The following is a 15,153-nucleotide window of genomic DNA, read 5'->3' as shown; positions in this document are numbered from 1 at the left end:
TCCGTCAGTGGGCCACGGCCGCGGCGCCGTGTTCGTCGATCAGGGCGCCCGTCGCGAAGCGTTCCAGCACGAAGGGGGCGTTCAGCGGATGCGGTTCACCGGTGGCGATGGTGTGCGCGAAGGCCCAGCCGGCGGCCGGGGTGGCCTTGAAACCGCCGGTCCCCCAGCCGCAGTTGACGTACAGGTTCTCGACCGGGGTGGTGCCGATGATCGGGGAGGCGTCGGGGCTGACGTCGACGATGCCGCCCCAGGTCCGCAGCACATGCGCGCGGGCGAACACGGGGAACAGTTCGACGGCGGCGGCCATCTGCTGCTCGATCACATGGAACGAGCCGCGCTGCCCGTAGCCGTTGTAGGCGTCGACGCCCGCGCCCATCACCAGTTCGCCCTTGTGGGCCTGGGAGACGTAGACGTGCACGTGGTTCGACATGACGACCGTGGGGTGCACCGGCTCGTGCAGTTCGGAGACCAGCGCCTGCAGCGGATGCGACTGCACCGGCAGCCGTACGCCCGCCCGCTCGGCCAGCACGCTGCTGTGCCCGGCGGCGGCGAGACCGACCGCGCCCGCGTGGATACGGCCCCGGTTGGTGTCGACGCCCACGACCCGGTCGCCGTCCTTGAGGAAGCCGGTGACCTCGCAGCCCTGGATCAGGTCCACGCCCATCTCGTCGGCGCGGCGGGCCAGCGCCCAGGCGACGTGGTCGTGCTTGGCGATGCCGGCCCGCGGCTGGTAGGTGCCGCCGAGGACCGGGTACCGGGTGCGGGAGGAGAGGTTGAGGATGGGGCAGACCTTGGCGACCTCGTCCGGTTCGAGCCATTCGGCGTCGACGCCGTTGAGGCGGTTGGCGTTGACCCGGCGTACACCCTCGCGGACGTCCTGGAGGGTGTGCGCGAGGTTGAGGACACCGCGCTGGCTGAACAGGAAGTCGTAGTCCAGCTCCTCGGGCAGCCGCTCCCACAGCTTGAGCGCGTACTCGTAGATCGCCGCGCTCTCGTCCCACAGGTAGTTGGAGCGGATGATCGTGGTGTTGCGGGCCATGTTGCCGCCCGCCAGCCACCCCTTCTCCAGGACGGCGATATTGGTGATGCCGTGGTTCTTGGCGAGGTAGTAGGCGGTGGCCAGGCCGTGGCCGCCCGCGCCGACGATGACGACGTCGTACGAGGAGCGCGGCTCGGGGTTGCGCCACAGCCAGTCCGGGTGCTCCGGCAGCGCGGTGCTGGTCATGCCGCGTCTCCGTTCAGATGGGGCGGGCGGGACAGGTGCGAGAGGTGGGAGTAGAGAGGGAAGGCGGAGGCGAGTTTCCCGACCCGGTCGCGCAGCAGGCCCGCGCGCTCGTCGCCGAGTTCCTCCTCCTTCAGGGCCTGGGCGATGATGTCGGCGACCTCGCGGAACTCCGCGTCGCCGAAGCCCCGGGTGGCCAGGGCGGGCGTACCGATCCGCAGGCCGGAGGAGACCATCGGCGGGCGCGGGTCGAAGGGCACCGCGTTGCGGTTGACGGTGATGCCGACGCGGTGCAGCCGGTCCTCGGCCTGTTTCCCGTCGAGCGCGGACCCGCGCAGGTCGACGAGGACCAGATGGACCTCGGTGCCGCCGGTCAGCACGGTGATCCCGGCCTCGGCGACGTCGTCGGCCAGCAGCCGTCCGGCGAGGATGCGGGCGCCGTTCAGGGTGCGCTGCTGGCGCTCCTTGAAGTCGGGGCTCGCCGCCATCTTGAAGGCGACCGCCTTGGCCGCGATGACATGCTCCAGCGGTCCGCCCTGCTGGCCGGGGAAGACCGCCGAGTTGATCTTCTTGGCGAGTGCGGCGCGGCTGAGAATCACCCCGCCGCGCGGGCCGCCGAGGGTCTTGTGGGTGGTGGTCGTGACGACGTCGGCGTAGGGCACGGGGTTCGGGTGGAGGCCCGCGGCCACCAGCCCGGCGAAGTGGGCCATGTCCACCAGCAGATACGCGCCGACCGCGTCGGCGATCCGCCGGAACTCGGCGAAGTCCAGTCGCCGGGGGTAGGCGGACCAGCCCGCGACGATCATCTTCGGCCGGTGGGCGAGCGCGAGTCGCTCGACCTCGTCCATGTCGACGCGCAGGTCGGACTCGCGCACGTGGTACGGCACGACGTCGTAGAGCCTGCCGGAGTAGTTGACGCGCATGCCGTGGGTCAGATGGCCGCCGTGCGCGAGGTCGAGGCCGAGAATCGTGTCGCCGGGGTCCAGCAGCGCGAACATCGCGGCGGCGTTGGCCTGGGCGCCCGAGTGCGGCTGTACGTTCGCGGCCTCGGCGCCGAAGAGGTCCTTCACCCGGTCGATGGCCAGCCGCTCGACGGCGTCGACGTGCTCGCAGCCGCCGTAGTAGCGGCGGCCCGGGTAGCCCTCGGCGTACTTGTTGGTCAGGACCGAGCCCTGGGCCTCCATGACCGCGGCCGGGGCGAAGTTCTCCGAGGCGATCATTTCGAGCGTGGACCGCTGGCGGCGCAGCTCGGCGTCGACCGCGGTGGCGATCTCCGGGTCGAGCGTGCCGAGCGGGAGGGAGAGGGAGGGGGCGACCGTGGTGGTGGGCGGGGTGGTTGCCATCTGCACACCCTTCTGGGATCCGACTGACAAACGCTAATGAACTACTGATATATCAACCTCAGCGGTAAGGTATGGGAGCTTGCCCGACAGGTCAAGGGGGACGTGTGTCTGGTGAAAGGTCACGATCTTGGGGCACACGGTGGAAACGATCTTTCCGTCGATCCCCTGAGGAGACACCGCGTGACCGCACCCGTACGTCGCACACCGCCAGCGCACCGCAGGCCCGGTTTCGACCTCCGCGCGACCGCCCTGTTCTTCGTCTGCCTCGCCGTGGTCGTGGGTGTCCTGGGCTTCGCGGCCCACACCGTGGCCGGTGCTGTCGAGCGGCGCCCCGCCTGGGTGTTCGTCCTGGTCGTGGTGGGTGTCGCGGCCTGTGCGGGCCTGGGGCGGCGTTTACATGTGGCGAGAGCGGTCCGCCGGGCCACGGCGGCGCTCGACGAGGCGGCCAGGGAAGCGGCCGACGAGCTGGAAGCCGCCACGCTCCCCCGTCCGCGCCCGGCCGCCGAAGCCACCGTCGACTACGGCACCCTGACACCCGGGGAGTTCGAGGAGGCGATCGCCGCCCTGTGCGAACGCGACGGCTGCTCCGCCGTCGATGTCGTGGGAGGGGCCGGGGACCTGGGCGCCGACGTCGTGGCCCTGGCCCCTGACGGGGGCCGGGTCGTCATCCAGTGCAAGCGGTACGACGACTCGCACCGGGTCGGCTCCCAGGATCTGCAGCGCTTCGGCGGCACGTGCTTCACCGTGCACGAGGCCGATGTCGCCGTGCTGGTCACCACGAGCGAGTTCACCGCGCCGGCCGCGGAGTACGCCGACCGGTGCGGGATCGTGTGCGTGGACGGCGAAGCCCTCCGGGCGTGGACGGACGGCACCGGTCCCGGCCCCTGGGTGGCCACCCCTGGTGACTGTCCTGCGCGGTAGCGAAGCGGGCACCGGTCGCGGGCGTGCGGCTCCCCTTGCGAAAGCCCCGTCCGCCTGCCCCGTGCCGGCGAGCCGAGCGAGTGTTCAGAGGGGGAGGTAGAAGCGGACGGTGGTGTCGTCGTCGGTGGTGTGGAGGCGTACGAGGTCGGTGACGTAGTGGACGAGCAGCAGGCCGCGGCCGCCCAGCTGGTCGCGGGCCGGTGGGCGGCGGCCGGCCAGCGGGTCGGTCAGCCGGCCGCGGTCGTGGACCTCGCAGACGACCTGCTCGCCCTCCGCCCAGATCCGCAGCGTGCCCGAACCACCGCCGTGCACCACGCTGTTGGTGGTCAGCTCCGCCACCGCCAGCGTCAGATCCTGCATCCGGTCCTCGGCGAGCCCGAGCCGCCCGGCCTCCCGCACCGCGAACGCGCGGGCCGACGGCAGCGCCTGCGCGTCGAACGGCAGGGAGGCGGCCCCGGGCGGGTGGGCGAGGGGCTGGTTGTAGCGGGCGACGACGTGGTCGGGATCGTAGGCGTCGCTGACCCGTTCGACGCCGGTGTCGATGACGACGGGGTGGGTGGCAAGGGCGTCGGCGAGCACCTCCGGCGCCAGGCCGTCCGCGTCGTACGGGCAGAGGATCGTCACCTCCCGGCCCTGGAAGGCCGCGTTGATGAGGGCCTCGTGCTGGACGCACGCCGGGTACTCCACGGCGGACCGGCCGGCCCAGATCGGTTCCCCGATGATCCTCACCCGCCCGGCCGGGTGGGCGTCGGCGAAGGCCCGCAGCACACCGGGGATGATCCGCCCCGGGTTGCGGCCGACCCGGGTCATGTCGAGGAACTCGACCCCGGCGGCGTCCGCTCCCAGCGCGGCCCTGATCAGTTCGAGGCGGGGGCCGGGGACGGCGACCGCGACGGCCTCACCGGCGGCCAGTCCCTCCGCGAGGAAGGGAACCGTGCCCGCCCGGTACTGCTCGTCGCCCCGGTAGAACAGCGCGGGATGCACAAAGGGTTCACACCCGGTGGCCGTACTCATCGCCCCGCCACCTCGATCGTCGTCAGGCCGGGCCAGAACATGCCCAGGATGCGCGGCAGTTCCGGCGGCGGACGGTCCACGACGATACGGCCGGTGCCGAGGTGCTGCGCGGTGACCGCCAGCGCCGCCGCGCCGCCCACGTCGATGGACCTCAGATCGGACAACTCCACGAAGGAGACGTCTCTGTGGGCGCTCGCCAGTTCCTCCAGTCCCCGTTGCCAGCGGGAGCGGGTGCTCACGTCGATCTCGCCGGCGGCACGGAAGCCGGGGCGGCCGGACAAGGGACGGATCTCCAGCACCGCCCCACCGAGCGCCGACGCCGCAGGGGCCGTCCGCCCCACGCCGTGCGAGACATCCACGGTCCCCTCCCCGCCTCACCCGCCATCGGACGTCATCGTATCGCCTGCCCGCACGAGACCCTCAGTCACCGTCGGGTCAGTCACCGTCGGGTCGTTCGGGACCGGCCTCACGTTTGGCATCGGCCTCACGTTTGGCATCGGCCGCACGTCCGGTAGCGGCCGGACGGAAGCACGCCGACACCGTCTTGCCGTGCCGTTGCCCCTTCATCTCCAGCTCGTCGGCGAGCATCCGCACGATCCCCACCCCACGCCCGGAGACCTCGCCCGCCTGCGGGTGACGCTGGCGCGGCAGGGTCGGATCCTCGTCGTGCACGCTCACATGGAGGCAGACGCCGTCCCAGGTGAGGATCAGACGCGCGTCGCTGTGCGCGTGCACATGCGCGTTTGTGAGCAGTTCGGACACCGCCAGCACGACGGCGTCCACCGTCTGGGGCTCGGCGGCCGTCCAGGGCAGCGACTCCAACTGCCGTCGTGTCCACCGCCGTCCGGCCCGCACCCCACCCGTCACGGGAAACGAGTGCGCCCATCCCATCGCCTTGATCGCCACCGACTTCCCCGTCCTGTCGTCCGTTCCCCCTCGATTTCCTCGTACCCACCGTGTGCCCGCGACGCGGACCGGCAGACGTGCGGGAGGCCGCGCGGTCTCAGCGCCGGGACATGTAGAGGGCGAGGGCCCTGTGCAGCACCTTGTTGAGCGGGTAGTCCCACTCGCCGAGATATTCCACCGCCCGGCCGCCGGTGCCGACCTTGAACCGGAGCAGTCCCAGCAGGTGGTTGTCCTCCTCCAGGGTGTCGGTGATGCCGCGGAAGTCGTAGACGCTCGCCCCGAGTTCGTGGGCGTCGGACATCATCCGCCACTGGATGGCGTTGTTCGGCTGGACCTCGCGCCTGCGGCCGGTCGAGGCGCCGTAGGAGTACCAGACGTGCTCGCCGACGGTGAGCATCGTGGCGGCGGCGAGCACCTCGCCCTCGTGATGGGCGAGGTAGAGGCGCATCCGGTCGTCGTCCTCGGCCCGCAGGGCGGTCCACATGCGCTGGAAGTAGGCCAGGGGGCGGGGGATGAACCTGTCCCGTTCAGCGGTCTCGACGTAGATCTCGTGGAAGGCGGGCAGGTCGTCGTAGCCGCCCTGCACCACCTTGACGCCGGCCTTCTCCGCCTTCTTCACGTTGCGCCGCCACTGCTGGTTGAGGTCGCCGTGGATCTCCTCCAGCGTCCGCCCGGCGAAGGACACCTGGAACACATAGCGCGGCTGCCCCGCGGCGAAGCCGTCCTCACCACCGGGCTCGGTCCGCTGCCAGCCCGTCCGGCGCAGCCGGTCGGCGAGGTCGAGGGCCCCCGGCTCGCTCGCGGTGGCCTCCACCTCGCCCAGCTTCCTGGCATGCGGATCGGCGATCGCGGCCTTCACCGCCTCGGCGCTCCAGCGGCGGGTGACCACGGGAGGCCCCATCTTCACCGAGAAGGCCCCCTGCGCCTTCAGGTACGCGAGCATCGGCCGAAGCCACCGCTCGATGTCGGGGTCGGCCCAGTCGATGACAGGGCCCTCGGGCAGATAGGCGAGGTACCGCCGCAGCTTCGGCAACGGCCGCAGCAGTACCAACCCCGCACCGACGAGGCGGTCGCCCTCGTCGAACCACCCCAGGCTCTCCGCCCGCCAGTCCGGCTTCACGTCGCCCCATGCGGGAACCTGCATATGACTCACCGAGGCCTGGGCCGAGACGAAGCCCAGATGCTCCTCCCGGGTGATCGCCTTCAGGCGAAAGCTCATGCGCAATGCTCCTCTGCTCGACCCAAGGCTCACTCCCGGAGTCATTAAGCCACCCGCACCCCCACCAGGCACGTGTCGTCGTCCGTGTCGGATCTGCTGTGGGTGAGGAGGCGGTCGAGCTGTTGGTCGAGGGTGGGAGGGACGGTGCGGGCGGCGGTGAGGAGCTGGGCGAGGGACTCCTCCATGGAGCGGTCGCGGCGTTCGATGAGGCCGTCGGTGTACATCAGGAGGGTGTCGTCGACGGCCAGTTGGAGTTCGTGTTCCTCGTACGCCGCCTCGGGCAGGGCGCCCAGCAGGAGCCCCTTGATCAAGGGCAGGGACGTGGCCTCGCCGACGCGTACCAGGACGGGTGGGAGGTGGCCGGCCCTGGCCCAGCGCAGGGTGTGCCGGGTGGGGTCGTACAGGCCGCAGACGGCTGTCGCGGTGACGGAGCCGGTGAGGTGGTGGGCCACCATGTTGAGCCAGGACAGCAGTTGCCCCGGGCCGGCGCCGGTCACGGCGAGCCCGCGCAACGCGTTGCGCAGGACGACCATGCTGGTGGCCGCCTCGATACCGTGTCCGGCGACGTCCCCCACGCACAGCAGCACCAGCCCGGACGGCAGCACGACCGCGTCGTACCAGTCGCCGCCCACCAGGTGCTGGGTCTCCGCGGGCCGGTAGCGCACGGCCACCCGCAGCCCGGGGGCCTCCAGCGGGGCCTGCGCCGGGGGCATGATCGCGTGCTGGAGCTGGAGGGTGAGCCGGTCGCGTTCGCTCGCCTGCTGCTCGGTGTGGGCGAGTTGGTCGCGGGTGGCGGCGAGGGCGACCTCGGTCCAGTGGTGGGCGGAGATGTCCTGGTAGGCGCCCCGGACGGCGGACAGCCTGCCGTCGGAGTCGAGGACCGGCTCGGCGACCACGCGGATGTGCCGGGTCACTCCGTCGGGCCGCTGGAGCCGGAAGGCCGCGGACGCGGGGCGGCGGTGGTGCAGCAGGGTGCGCAGGAACCTGCCGATGGCGACGGCGTCGTCGGGGTGGGCGTGGGCGGGCAGGTCCTCCAGCGGGACCGGGCCGCTGACGGCGGGCTTGCCGTACAGGCTGTAGAGCTGGCCGTTCCAGGTGATCTCGCCGGTGACGAGGTTCTCCTCGAAGCCGCCGATACGGCCGAGGCGCTGCGCGTGCTGGAGCAGGCTCGCGAGCCGGGCGGTCTCGTCCTCTATCCGCCAGATCAGCAGCACGCTGCCGCCGTGGCGGCTGATGTTGATGTCGGCGACGGCCGCCAGCGGGACGTCCTCCACGAGGGAGGTGAGCCGCATCCGGCGGGCCCGGAACGCCTCACCCGTGGCGTAGACGCGTTCGACCTGCTCGAACAGTTCGCTCTCGCCCGCGGCCATCGGGTACGTCTCCAGGAGCAGCGCCCCGTTGACGACGCCGCGCGGCCGGCCGGCCGGGTCGAGGAAGCGGCTGTTGACGTGGTGGATACGGAAGTCGGCGAGTTCCCCGGCGCTGTCCAGGTGCGGGACGAGCACCAGCGCGGGGTCGTGCAGGCCGTCGGCCAGGTCGATCAGCTCGGCGACGTCCGGCAGGATCCCGGGCCGCCCGTCCCCGTCGGGGTGGTGCGGGACGTAGGTCTCCAGCGTGTGCGCGCACAGTTCGGCCAGCGCCTCGATCTGGCGGACGATCTGCGGGGGCTGGGTCTCCAGCGGTACGGGCCAGACGATCTCCAGTACGCCGTGGATCCGGCCGCCGGTGCCGGCGGGGACGGCGACCCGGCCGCCGTCGGGGTGGTGGTGCCGCCCGATGGAGGGCAGGCCGGTCTCCGACAGGCAGCCGATCCAGTGGCCCGTCCGCTCGCCGAGTCCGTGGCGGGCCACGGTCACCACGCCGGGCGGCACATACCGCCAGCGGTCGGCTTCCGCGGTGGAGAATCCGGCGCTGCCCGCCAGGGTGAGGGAGCCGTCGGCGCCGAGCGCCCAGATGGCCACGGCTTCCGCGCCGAGCGGCGTCAGGGCGTGTTCCAGCAGGGAGTCGGCGACGGCCTGGGCGTCGTGCGCGGCCAGCGCCGCGCTCTCGGCGGTCCGCAGCCGTACGGCCGGGGAGTCGCTCCCCGGTGGCGGGTCGCCGGCGTCGGCGCGGGCGGCCGTGAGGGCGAGGAAGGCGGTGGTGACCTCGGAGAGCCGGTCGCGGGCGGCCTGGTTGATGACCTCGACGGCGAATTCGAGGGGGGTCGCGCCCGCCTGCTCGGTCAGTTCGGCGAGTTGGCGGGCCGCCTGGGCGGGCCCGCAGCCGAGCCGTTCGACGAGGATGCCCTTGGCCAGTTCGATCAGGGCGCGCCCGTCCGCTTCCGCCTGGGCAGCCTGCACCTCGCGGCGCAGCCGCTCGACGGTCGCCGCGAGTCGGCCGACGGGGGTGGGGCCCTCACTCTCCGCGGGGTGACGGCCCGTCATGCGGAGAGCCAGCGGCGGACGCGGCCGATGAGGTCGTTGGTGTCGACGGGCTTGGTGACGTAGTCGTTGGCGCCTGACGCGAGGCTCTTCTCCTGGTCGCCGGGCATGGCTTTCGCGGTGACGGCGATGATGGGCAGCTCGGTGTACTGGGGCATCGCGCGGATCTCGGCGGTGGCGGTGTAGCCGTCCATCTCCGGCATCATCACGTCCATCAGGACCAGGCAGATGTCCGGGTGGGCGAGCAGCATCTCGATGCCCTTGCGGCCGTTCTCGGCGTGCAGGACGTGGAAGCCGTGGAGTTCCAGCATCCCGCTGAGGGCGAAGAGGTTGCGCGCGTCGTCGTCGACCACGAGCACCTTGCGGCCGGCGAAGGCGCCGTCGACGATCTGTGCGGCCGGGCGCTGGGACTCCTCGGCGCGGACCAGGGACAGTACGTCGCCCGGCTCCTCGGCGGACAGGTGCAGGGTGATCCGTTCGCGCAGTTCGTCCAGGCTGGACAGGAAGTCCAGGGGGCGGCCGTCGGCCCGGGAGCGCAGCGTCCGTTCGTGCGCCAGGTCCACGCGGTGGCCGGTGTGCACGAGGACGGGCACGCTGGCCAGCGCGGAGTCGCCCTCCATGGCCTCCAGCAGGCGTGCGCCCTCGTCGTCGGGCATGCCCAGTTCGAGGACGACGCAGTGGCAGGGTTCGGCGGCCAGGGTGCTCGCCGCCTCCTGCGCCCCGATGGCCGTGATGATGTCGATGGCCCCGAGCGGGTCGCCGTCGGAGGCGAGGTCGGCGACGGCGCGTTCGGCGACGAGGGTCAGCAGTCCGCGCGGACGGTCCTCGACGACGAGCAGCCGCCGCCGGCGCTGCTCGGGCACCGTGGGGGGGCCGGTGTCCGGCCGTGCGGCCGCCGGGAGTTCACGGCCGCCGGAGTGGGGGTGCTCCCCCGCCCGGCCGTCGCCGTCGAGCAGGTCCTCGAAGTCGGCGCGGGCCACGGGGAGGTAGAGGGTGAAGGTGCTGCCCTGGCCGGGGGTGCTGTCGACGGTGACGGCGCCGCCGAGGAGATGGGCGATCTCCCGGGTGATGGACAGGCCGAGGCCGGTGCCGCCGTACTTGCGGCTGGTGGTGCCGTCCGCCTGCTGGAACGCGCCGAAGATCGTCTCCAGCTGCTGCTGGGGGATGCCGATACCGGTGTCCTTCACCCGGAAGGCCACGACGGGCCCGCCGCGGAGGACGCCCACGGGGATCTCCCGGTCCACGGCGGGTTCGATGCGCAGGGCGACGCCGCCCTGCTCGGTGAACTTCACCGCGTTCGACAGCAGGTTGCGCAGGATCTGCCGCAGCCGGGAGTCGTCGGTGAGCAGGTCGGCGGGGGTGCCCGGCGCGGTGGCCACCGTGAAGTCCAGGCTCTTCTGGGTCGTCATCGGCCGGAACGTGGCCTCGACGTATTCGAGGAGCTTGCGCAGCGGGACCCGTTCGGGGGCTACCTCCATCTTGCCCGCCTCGACCTTGGACAGGTCGAGGATGTCGTTGATCAGCTGGAGCAGGTCGGAGCCCGCCGAGTGGATGATGCCCGCGTACTCGACCTGTTTGGGCGTGAGGTTGCGCGAGGGGTTCTGGGCGAGCAACTGGGCGAGGATCAGAAGGCTGTTGAGCGGGGTGCGCAGCTCGTGGCTCATGTTGGCCAGGAACTCCGACTTGTACTTGGACGCCAGCGCCAGCTGCTGGGCGCGGGTCTCCAGTTCCTGCCGGGCCTGTTCGATCTCCAGGTTCTTGGCCTCGATGTCGCTGTTCTGCGAGGCCAGCAGGGAGGCCTTCTCCTCCAGTTCGGCGTTGGAGCGCTGGAGTTCGTCCTGCTGGACCTGCAACTCCTCGGAACGGGCCTGGAGTTCGGCGGTGAGCCGCTGGGACTCACCGAGCAGCTCGTCGGTGCGGGCGTTGGCCACGATGGTGTTGAGGTTGACGCCGATGGACGGCATCAGCTGGGCGAGGAAGTCCTGGTGGATCTGGGTGAAGGGGGTGACGGAGCCCAGTTCGATGACGCCGAGGACCTGGTCCTCGACCACGATGGGCAGCACGATCAGGGCGCTGGGCACGGCCTGGCCGAGGCCGGAGGAGATGGTCACATAGCCCGAAGGCAGCTCCTCCACGGTGATGGGACGGCGGTTGCGCGCGGCCTGCCCGACCAGGGAGCGGCCGACGGGGATGCGGTGCGGCCGGTCGGTGTCGTCGGGATAGCCGTACGAGCCCACGAGCCGCAGTTCGGGGCCGCGCTCGGTGTCCTCGGCGAGGTAGAAGGCGCCGTACTGTGCGGAGGCCAGCGGTGTCAGCTCGTCCATGATGAGTTCGGCGACGACGGGCAGTTCGCGGTGGCCCTGCATCAGGCCGGAGATCCGGGCGAGGTTGGTCTTCAGCCAGTCCTGTTCCTGGTTGGCCCGGGTGGTCTCCCGCAGGGACTCCACCATGGAGTTGATGTTGTCCTTGAGTTCGGCGACCTCGCCGGAGGCGACGACGGTGATGGAGCGGGTCAGGTCGCCTTCGGCGACGGCGCTCGTGACCTCGGCGATCGCGCGGACCTGGCGGGTGAGGTTCCCGGCGAGTTCGTTGACGTTCTCCGTGAGCCGTTTCCAGGTGCCCTCGACGCCCTCCACCTCGGCCTGTCCGCCGAGCCGGCCCTCGCTGCCGACCTCGCGGGCTACGCGGGTGACCTCGGCGGCGAACGACGACAGTTGGTCGACCATCGTGTTGATGGTGGTCTTCAGCTCCAGGATCTCGCCGCGGGCGTCGACGTCGATCTTCTTCGACAGGTCACCGCCCGCGACGGCCGTGGTCACCAGGGCGATGTTGCGGACCTGGCCGGTGAGGTTGTTGGCCATCGAGTTGACGTTGTCGGTGAGGTCCTTCCAGGTGCCCGCGACGTTGGGCACATGGGCCTGGCCCCCGAGGCGTCCTTCGGTGCCGACCTCTCGGGCGACCCGGGTCACCTCGTCGGCGAACGCGGAGAGCGTGTCGACCATGGTGTTGATGACGTCCGCGAGGGCCGCGACCTCGCCCTTGGCCTCGACGGTGATCTTCTGGGAGAGGTCGCCGCGTGCGACGGCGGTGGCGACCTGGGCGATCGAGCGGACCTGGCCGGTCAGGTTCGACGCCATCACGTTGACGTTGTCGGTCAGATCCTTCCAGGTGCCGGACGCGCCCCGGACGATGGCCTGTCCGCCGAGATTCCCTTCCGTGCCGACCTCGCGCGCGACGCGGGTGACCTCGTCGGCGAACCCCGACAACTGATCCACCATCGTGTTGATGGTGTTCTTCAACTCCAGGATCTCACCCCGCGCATCCACGGTGATCTTCTGCGACAGATCACCCTGCGCCACCGCCGTGGCCACCTGCGCGACATTGCGGACCTGCGCGGTGAGATTGCCCGCCATGAAGTTCACGGAGTCGGTGAGATCGCGCCAGGTGCCCTTCACCCCCTGCACATCCGCCTGACCGCCGAGCCGCCCCTCGGTGCCGACCTCGCGCGCGACGCGCGTGACCTCGTCGGCGAACCCCGACAACTGATCCACCATCGTGTTGATGGTGTTCTTCAACTCCAGAATCTCACCCCGCGCGTCCACGGTGATCTTCTGCGACAGATCACCCTGCGCCACCGCCGTGGTCACCTGGGCGACATTGCGGACCTGGGAAGTGAGGTTCCCCGCCATGAAGTTGACCGAATCGGTCAGGTCCCGCCAGACGCCGCCGACGCCCGGCACCTGGGCCTGGCCGCCGAGCCGGCCCTCGCTGCCGACCTCGCGGGCGACGCGGGTCACCTCGTCGGCGAACGCGGAGAGCTGGTCGACCATCGTGTTGACGGTCTCCTTCAGCTGAAGGATCTCGCCCCGCGCGGGCACATCGATCTTCTGCGACAGATCGCCCCGGGCGACGGCGGTCGCCACCTGCGCGATGTCCCGCACCTGGGTGGTCAGATTGCCCGCCATGGCGTTGACCGAGTCGGTCAGGTCGGCCCAGGTGCCCGAGACGCCCGGCACCTCGGCCTGACCGCCGAGGGTGCCCTCGGTGCCCACCTCGCGCGCCACCCGGGTCACTTCCGAGGTGAACACGGACAGTTGGTCGACCATGCCGTTGAAGACGGTGGCGATGTCGCCGAGCAGGCCCTCCCCGTCGGAGGGCAGCCGGGTGCCGAAATCCCCGTCCCGTACGGCGGTCAGTCCGGCCAGCAGCTGCCGTAGCTCCTGCTCACCCGGGGCCCGGTCGGCGGCCTCGATCGTCCTGCTGCTCATGCGCACCCTCGTTCCGCTCCCCAAGAGCCCCCGCGCCGAGGACTCGGAACCCGCGCCGGGCCGCGAACGGCCCGCTCACCGCCCGCGTTTCCGCAGTTCACGGAACGACCGGATGAGAAAATCCGGTGAAGGTTAACGCAGTTGTCGTCCGACAACCAAAGCCCGCTGCGGAGATCGCGGCCGCCCCGAAAAGATACCGCCCGAGGTGGAATAACCGGCCGGAGGAGGGGCACTCGGGAAGGTTCTTGAGGGGGTTACGGGAGGGTTCTTGAGGCGGTTCGAGAGGTTCTCGGGAGGTTCTCGGGAGACGGTTCCGAGACCCTGGCCGTCACCTTCCCCGTCGCCTTCCCCGTCGCCTTCCCCGTTGCCGTCGCGGGCGGCTCTCAGGCCGTCGGCGGCGGCCCGCTTCCCGGTGTTCCCCGGCGGTCCGATGCCTCCGTCAGGGCACGCAGTTCGGTGAGGATCGGCGCGTCCGTGCCGTCCAGGGCGGTCAGCGCGCCCTGCCACCGGGTCATGGCCTCCCGTTCGTCGCCGAGCGCCCGCAGGACGTGTCCGTACTCGTACTCGGCGAGACCCCGCCCGTAGGAGTCACCGCGTTCGGTGGTCTCCCGCAGCAGCGTCCCGCACGCCTCGCGGGCCGGTGCGAGGCGGCCCAGCGCCCGCAGGGCCTGGGCGCGGCCGAGGCGGGTCTCCCGCTCCGCGTTCCAGTGGGCCGCGCCGGACGCCATGACGCGCAGCGCCTCGTCGAAGCTGCGCAGCGCGCGGGCGGGTTCGCCGAGGGCCAGCTGGGTGCGGCCCGTGTTGCAGAGGGCGACCTGCTCGATCACGGCGCTCCCGGCCTCCCGGGCGAGCCCCTGGCTGCGCCGGTGGTACGCCAGGGCCGCGCGCGGGTCGGTGAGTTCGGCGACGTATCCCTGGTGCCCGGCGAGGATCGCTTCCTCGGCGGTGGTCAGGGGGCCGGGGCGCAGGGCGAGGCAGCGGGCCAGGGTGGCGCGTGCGTCGGCGTCCCGGCCGAGCTCCCTGAGCAGCGCGGCCCGGTTGCCGAGGTGCCGCATGCGGGCCACGTCGTCCCCGAGGTGTTCGCTGAGTTCGGCGGCCTCGTCCACGAGGAGCAGCGCCTGGCGCACGTGTCCGGCCGAGTAGTGCGCGGACGCGAGGTGGCCCAACGCCCGCGCTTCGGACGCGGTGTTGCCGCTGGACCGGGCGAGGGCGACGGCGTGCCGGGTCAGCCGTTCGAGGTCCCGCACCCGGCCGCGGTCGTGCAGATAGGGGAACAGCGAGTGGATCAGGTCCAGGGTGCGGGTCGTCCCCAGCGGCCCGTGCGGGGCGGAACCCGCCAGGAAGAGCAGATTCGCCGCCTCCACATCACCCCAAGCGAGCGCCGCCGCCTCGTCGACGAACTCGCGCCCGACGCCGCCCTGTCCGGGAGCGCGGCCCGGCTGCGGCCGGGGCTCCTCGGGTGCGGGGTGTGGGTAGCGGCGGGGCTCATCGAGTGCGGAACCGGGAAAGATGCGGGGCTCATCGAGTGCCTGCCCCGGAGAAGTGTGGGGCTCACCGGATTCCGGATTCGGGCAGGGCCGACACTGCTCGGGTATGGGCCCCGGACAGGGCCGACGCTGCTCGGGTGCGGGACCCGGATAGGGCCGATGCCGGTCGGGTGCGGGACCCGGATAGGGGTGGGGCTCATCGAGTGCGGAACCGGGAGAGATGCGGGGCTCATCGAGTGCCTGCCCCGGAGAGGAGCGGGGCTCACCGGATTCCGGATTCGGGCAGGGCCGACACTGCTCGGGTATGGGCCCCGGACAGGGCCGACGCTGCTCGGGTGCGGGACCCGGATAGG

At 71.5% G+C, this 15,153-nt stretch carries 10 protein-coding genes; 1 reads left to right on the top strand and 9 read right to left on the bottom strand.

Annotated elements, in window-relative coordinates:
* Positions 1-4: 4 nt before the first annotated feature.
* Together ACZ7MG_RS31665 and glyA are read right to left on the bottom strand one after the other, a co-directional pair.
* On the bottom strand, positions 5-1,225 hold the full coding sequence (locus tag ACZ7MG_RS31665; protein ID WP_471381335.1) for a sarcosine oxidase subunit beta family protein: 1,221 nt from the start codon (positions 1,223-1,225) through the stop codon (positions 5-7).
* Positions 1,222-2,565: a serine hydroxymethyltransferase gene (glyA, locus tag ACZ7MG_RS31660; protein ID WP_471381333.1), complete on the bottom strand. Its 1,344-nt coding sequence runs from the start codon at positions 2,563-2,565 to the stop codon at positions 1,222-1,224. The genes ACZ7MG_RS31665 and glyA overlap by 4 nt, the downstream gene beginning before the upstream one ends.
* Before the next feature lie 180 nt (positions 2,566-2,745).
* Between glyA and ACZ7MG_RS31655 the strand changes: the two genes are divergently transcribed.
* Positions 2,746-3,486: a restriction endonuclease gene (locus ACZ7MG_RS31655; RefSeq protein ID WP_471381332.1), complete on the top strand. Its 741-nt coding sequence runs from the start codon at positions 2,746-2,748 to the stop codon at positions 3,484-3,486.
* An 84-nt stretch (positions 3,487-3,570) separates the two neighbouring features.
* Here ACZ7MG_RS31655 and ACZ7MG_RS31650 read toward each other — a convergent pair whose 3' ends face one another.
* The 7 genes from ACZ7MG_RS31650 to ACZ7MG_RS31620 all read right to left on the bottom strand — a co-directional run bounded on the left by ACZ7MG_RS31650 (position 3,571) and on the right by ACZ7MG_RS31620 (position 14,677).
* Positions 3,571-4,500 (bottom strand): anti-sigma factor RsbA family regulatory protein, encoded by a 930-nt coding sequence (locus ACZ7MG_RS31650; RefSeq protein WP_471381330.1) that lies wholly within the window; start codon positions 4,498-4,500, stop codon positions 3,571-3,573.
* Positions 4,497-4,859: an STAS domain-containing protein gene (locus tag ACZ7MG_RS31645; protein ID WP_471381328.1), complete on the bottom strand. Its 363-nt coding sequence runs from the start codon at positions 4,857-4,859 to the stop codon at positions 4,497-4,499. The genes ACZ7MG_RS31650 and ACZ7MG_RS31645 overlap by 4 nt, the downstream gene beginning before the upstream one ends.
* A 76-nt stretch (positions 4,860-4,935) precedes the next feature.
* Positions 4,936-5,322 carry an ATP-binding protein gene (locus ACZ7MG_RS31640; RefSeq protein WP_471381326.1) on the bottom strand — a complete coding sequence of 129 codons (387 nt, stop codon included), beginning with the start codon at positions 5,320-5,322 and terminating at the stop codon, positions 4,936-4,938.
* A 181-nt stretch (positions 5,323-5,503) separates the two neighbouring features.
* On the bottom strand, positions 5,504-6,625 hold the full coding sequence (locus tag ACZ7MG_RS31635; RefSeq protein WP_471381325.1) for a lipid II:glycine glycyltransferase FemX: 1,122 nt from the start codon (positions 6,623-6,625) through the stop codon (positions 5,504-5,506).
* 44 nt (positions 6,626-6,669) lie between these two features.
* Positions 6,670-9,048 carry a SpoIIE family protein phosphatase gene (locus ACZ7MG_RS31630; protein ID WP_471381323.1) on the bottom strand — a complete coding sequence of 793 codons (2,379 nt, stop codon included), beginning with the start codon at positions 9,046-9,048 and terminating at the stop codon, positions 6,670-6,672.
* Positions 9,045-13,313, bottom strand: a complete 4,269-nt coding sequence (locus tag ACZ7MG_RS31625) for a HAMP domain-containing protein (RefSeq protein WP_471381321.1) — start codon at positions 13,311-13,313, stop codon at positions 9,045-9,047. Before ACZ7MG_RS31625 ends, ACZ7MG_RS31630 begins: the two co-directional genes overlap by 4 nt.
* A gap of 383 nt (positions 13,314-13,696) precedes the next feature.
* Positions 13,697-14,677 carry a hypothetical protein gene (locus ACZ7MG_RS31620; RefSeq protein ID WP_471946281.1) on the bottom strand — a complete coding sequence of 327 codons (981 nt, stop codon included), beginning with the start codon at positions 14,675-14,677 and terminating at the stop codon, positions 13,697-13,699.
* Positions 14,678-15,153: the final 476 nt, after the last annotated feature.

This window comes from Streptomyces sp. NPDC107538, from assembly GCF_055657445.1.
The sequence above is the reverse complement of the archived record's forward strand: the minus strand, read 5'-3'. Positions and strand labels throughout refer to the sequence as shown.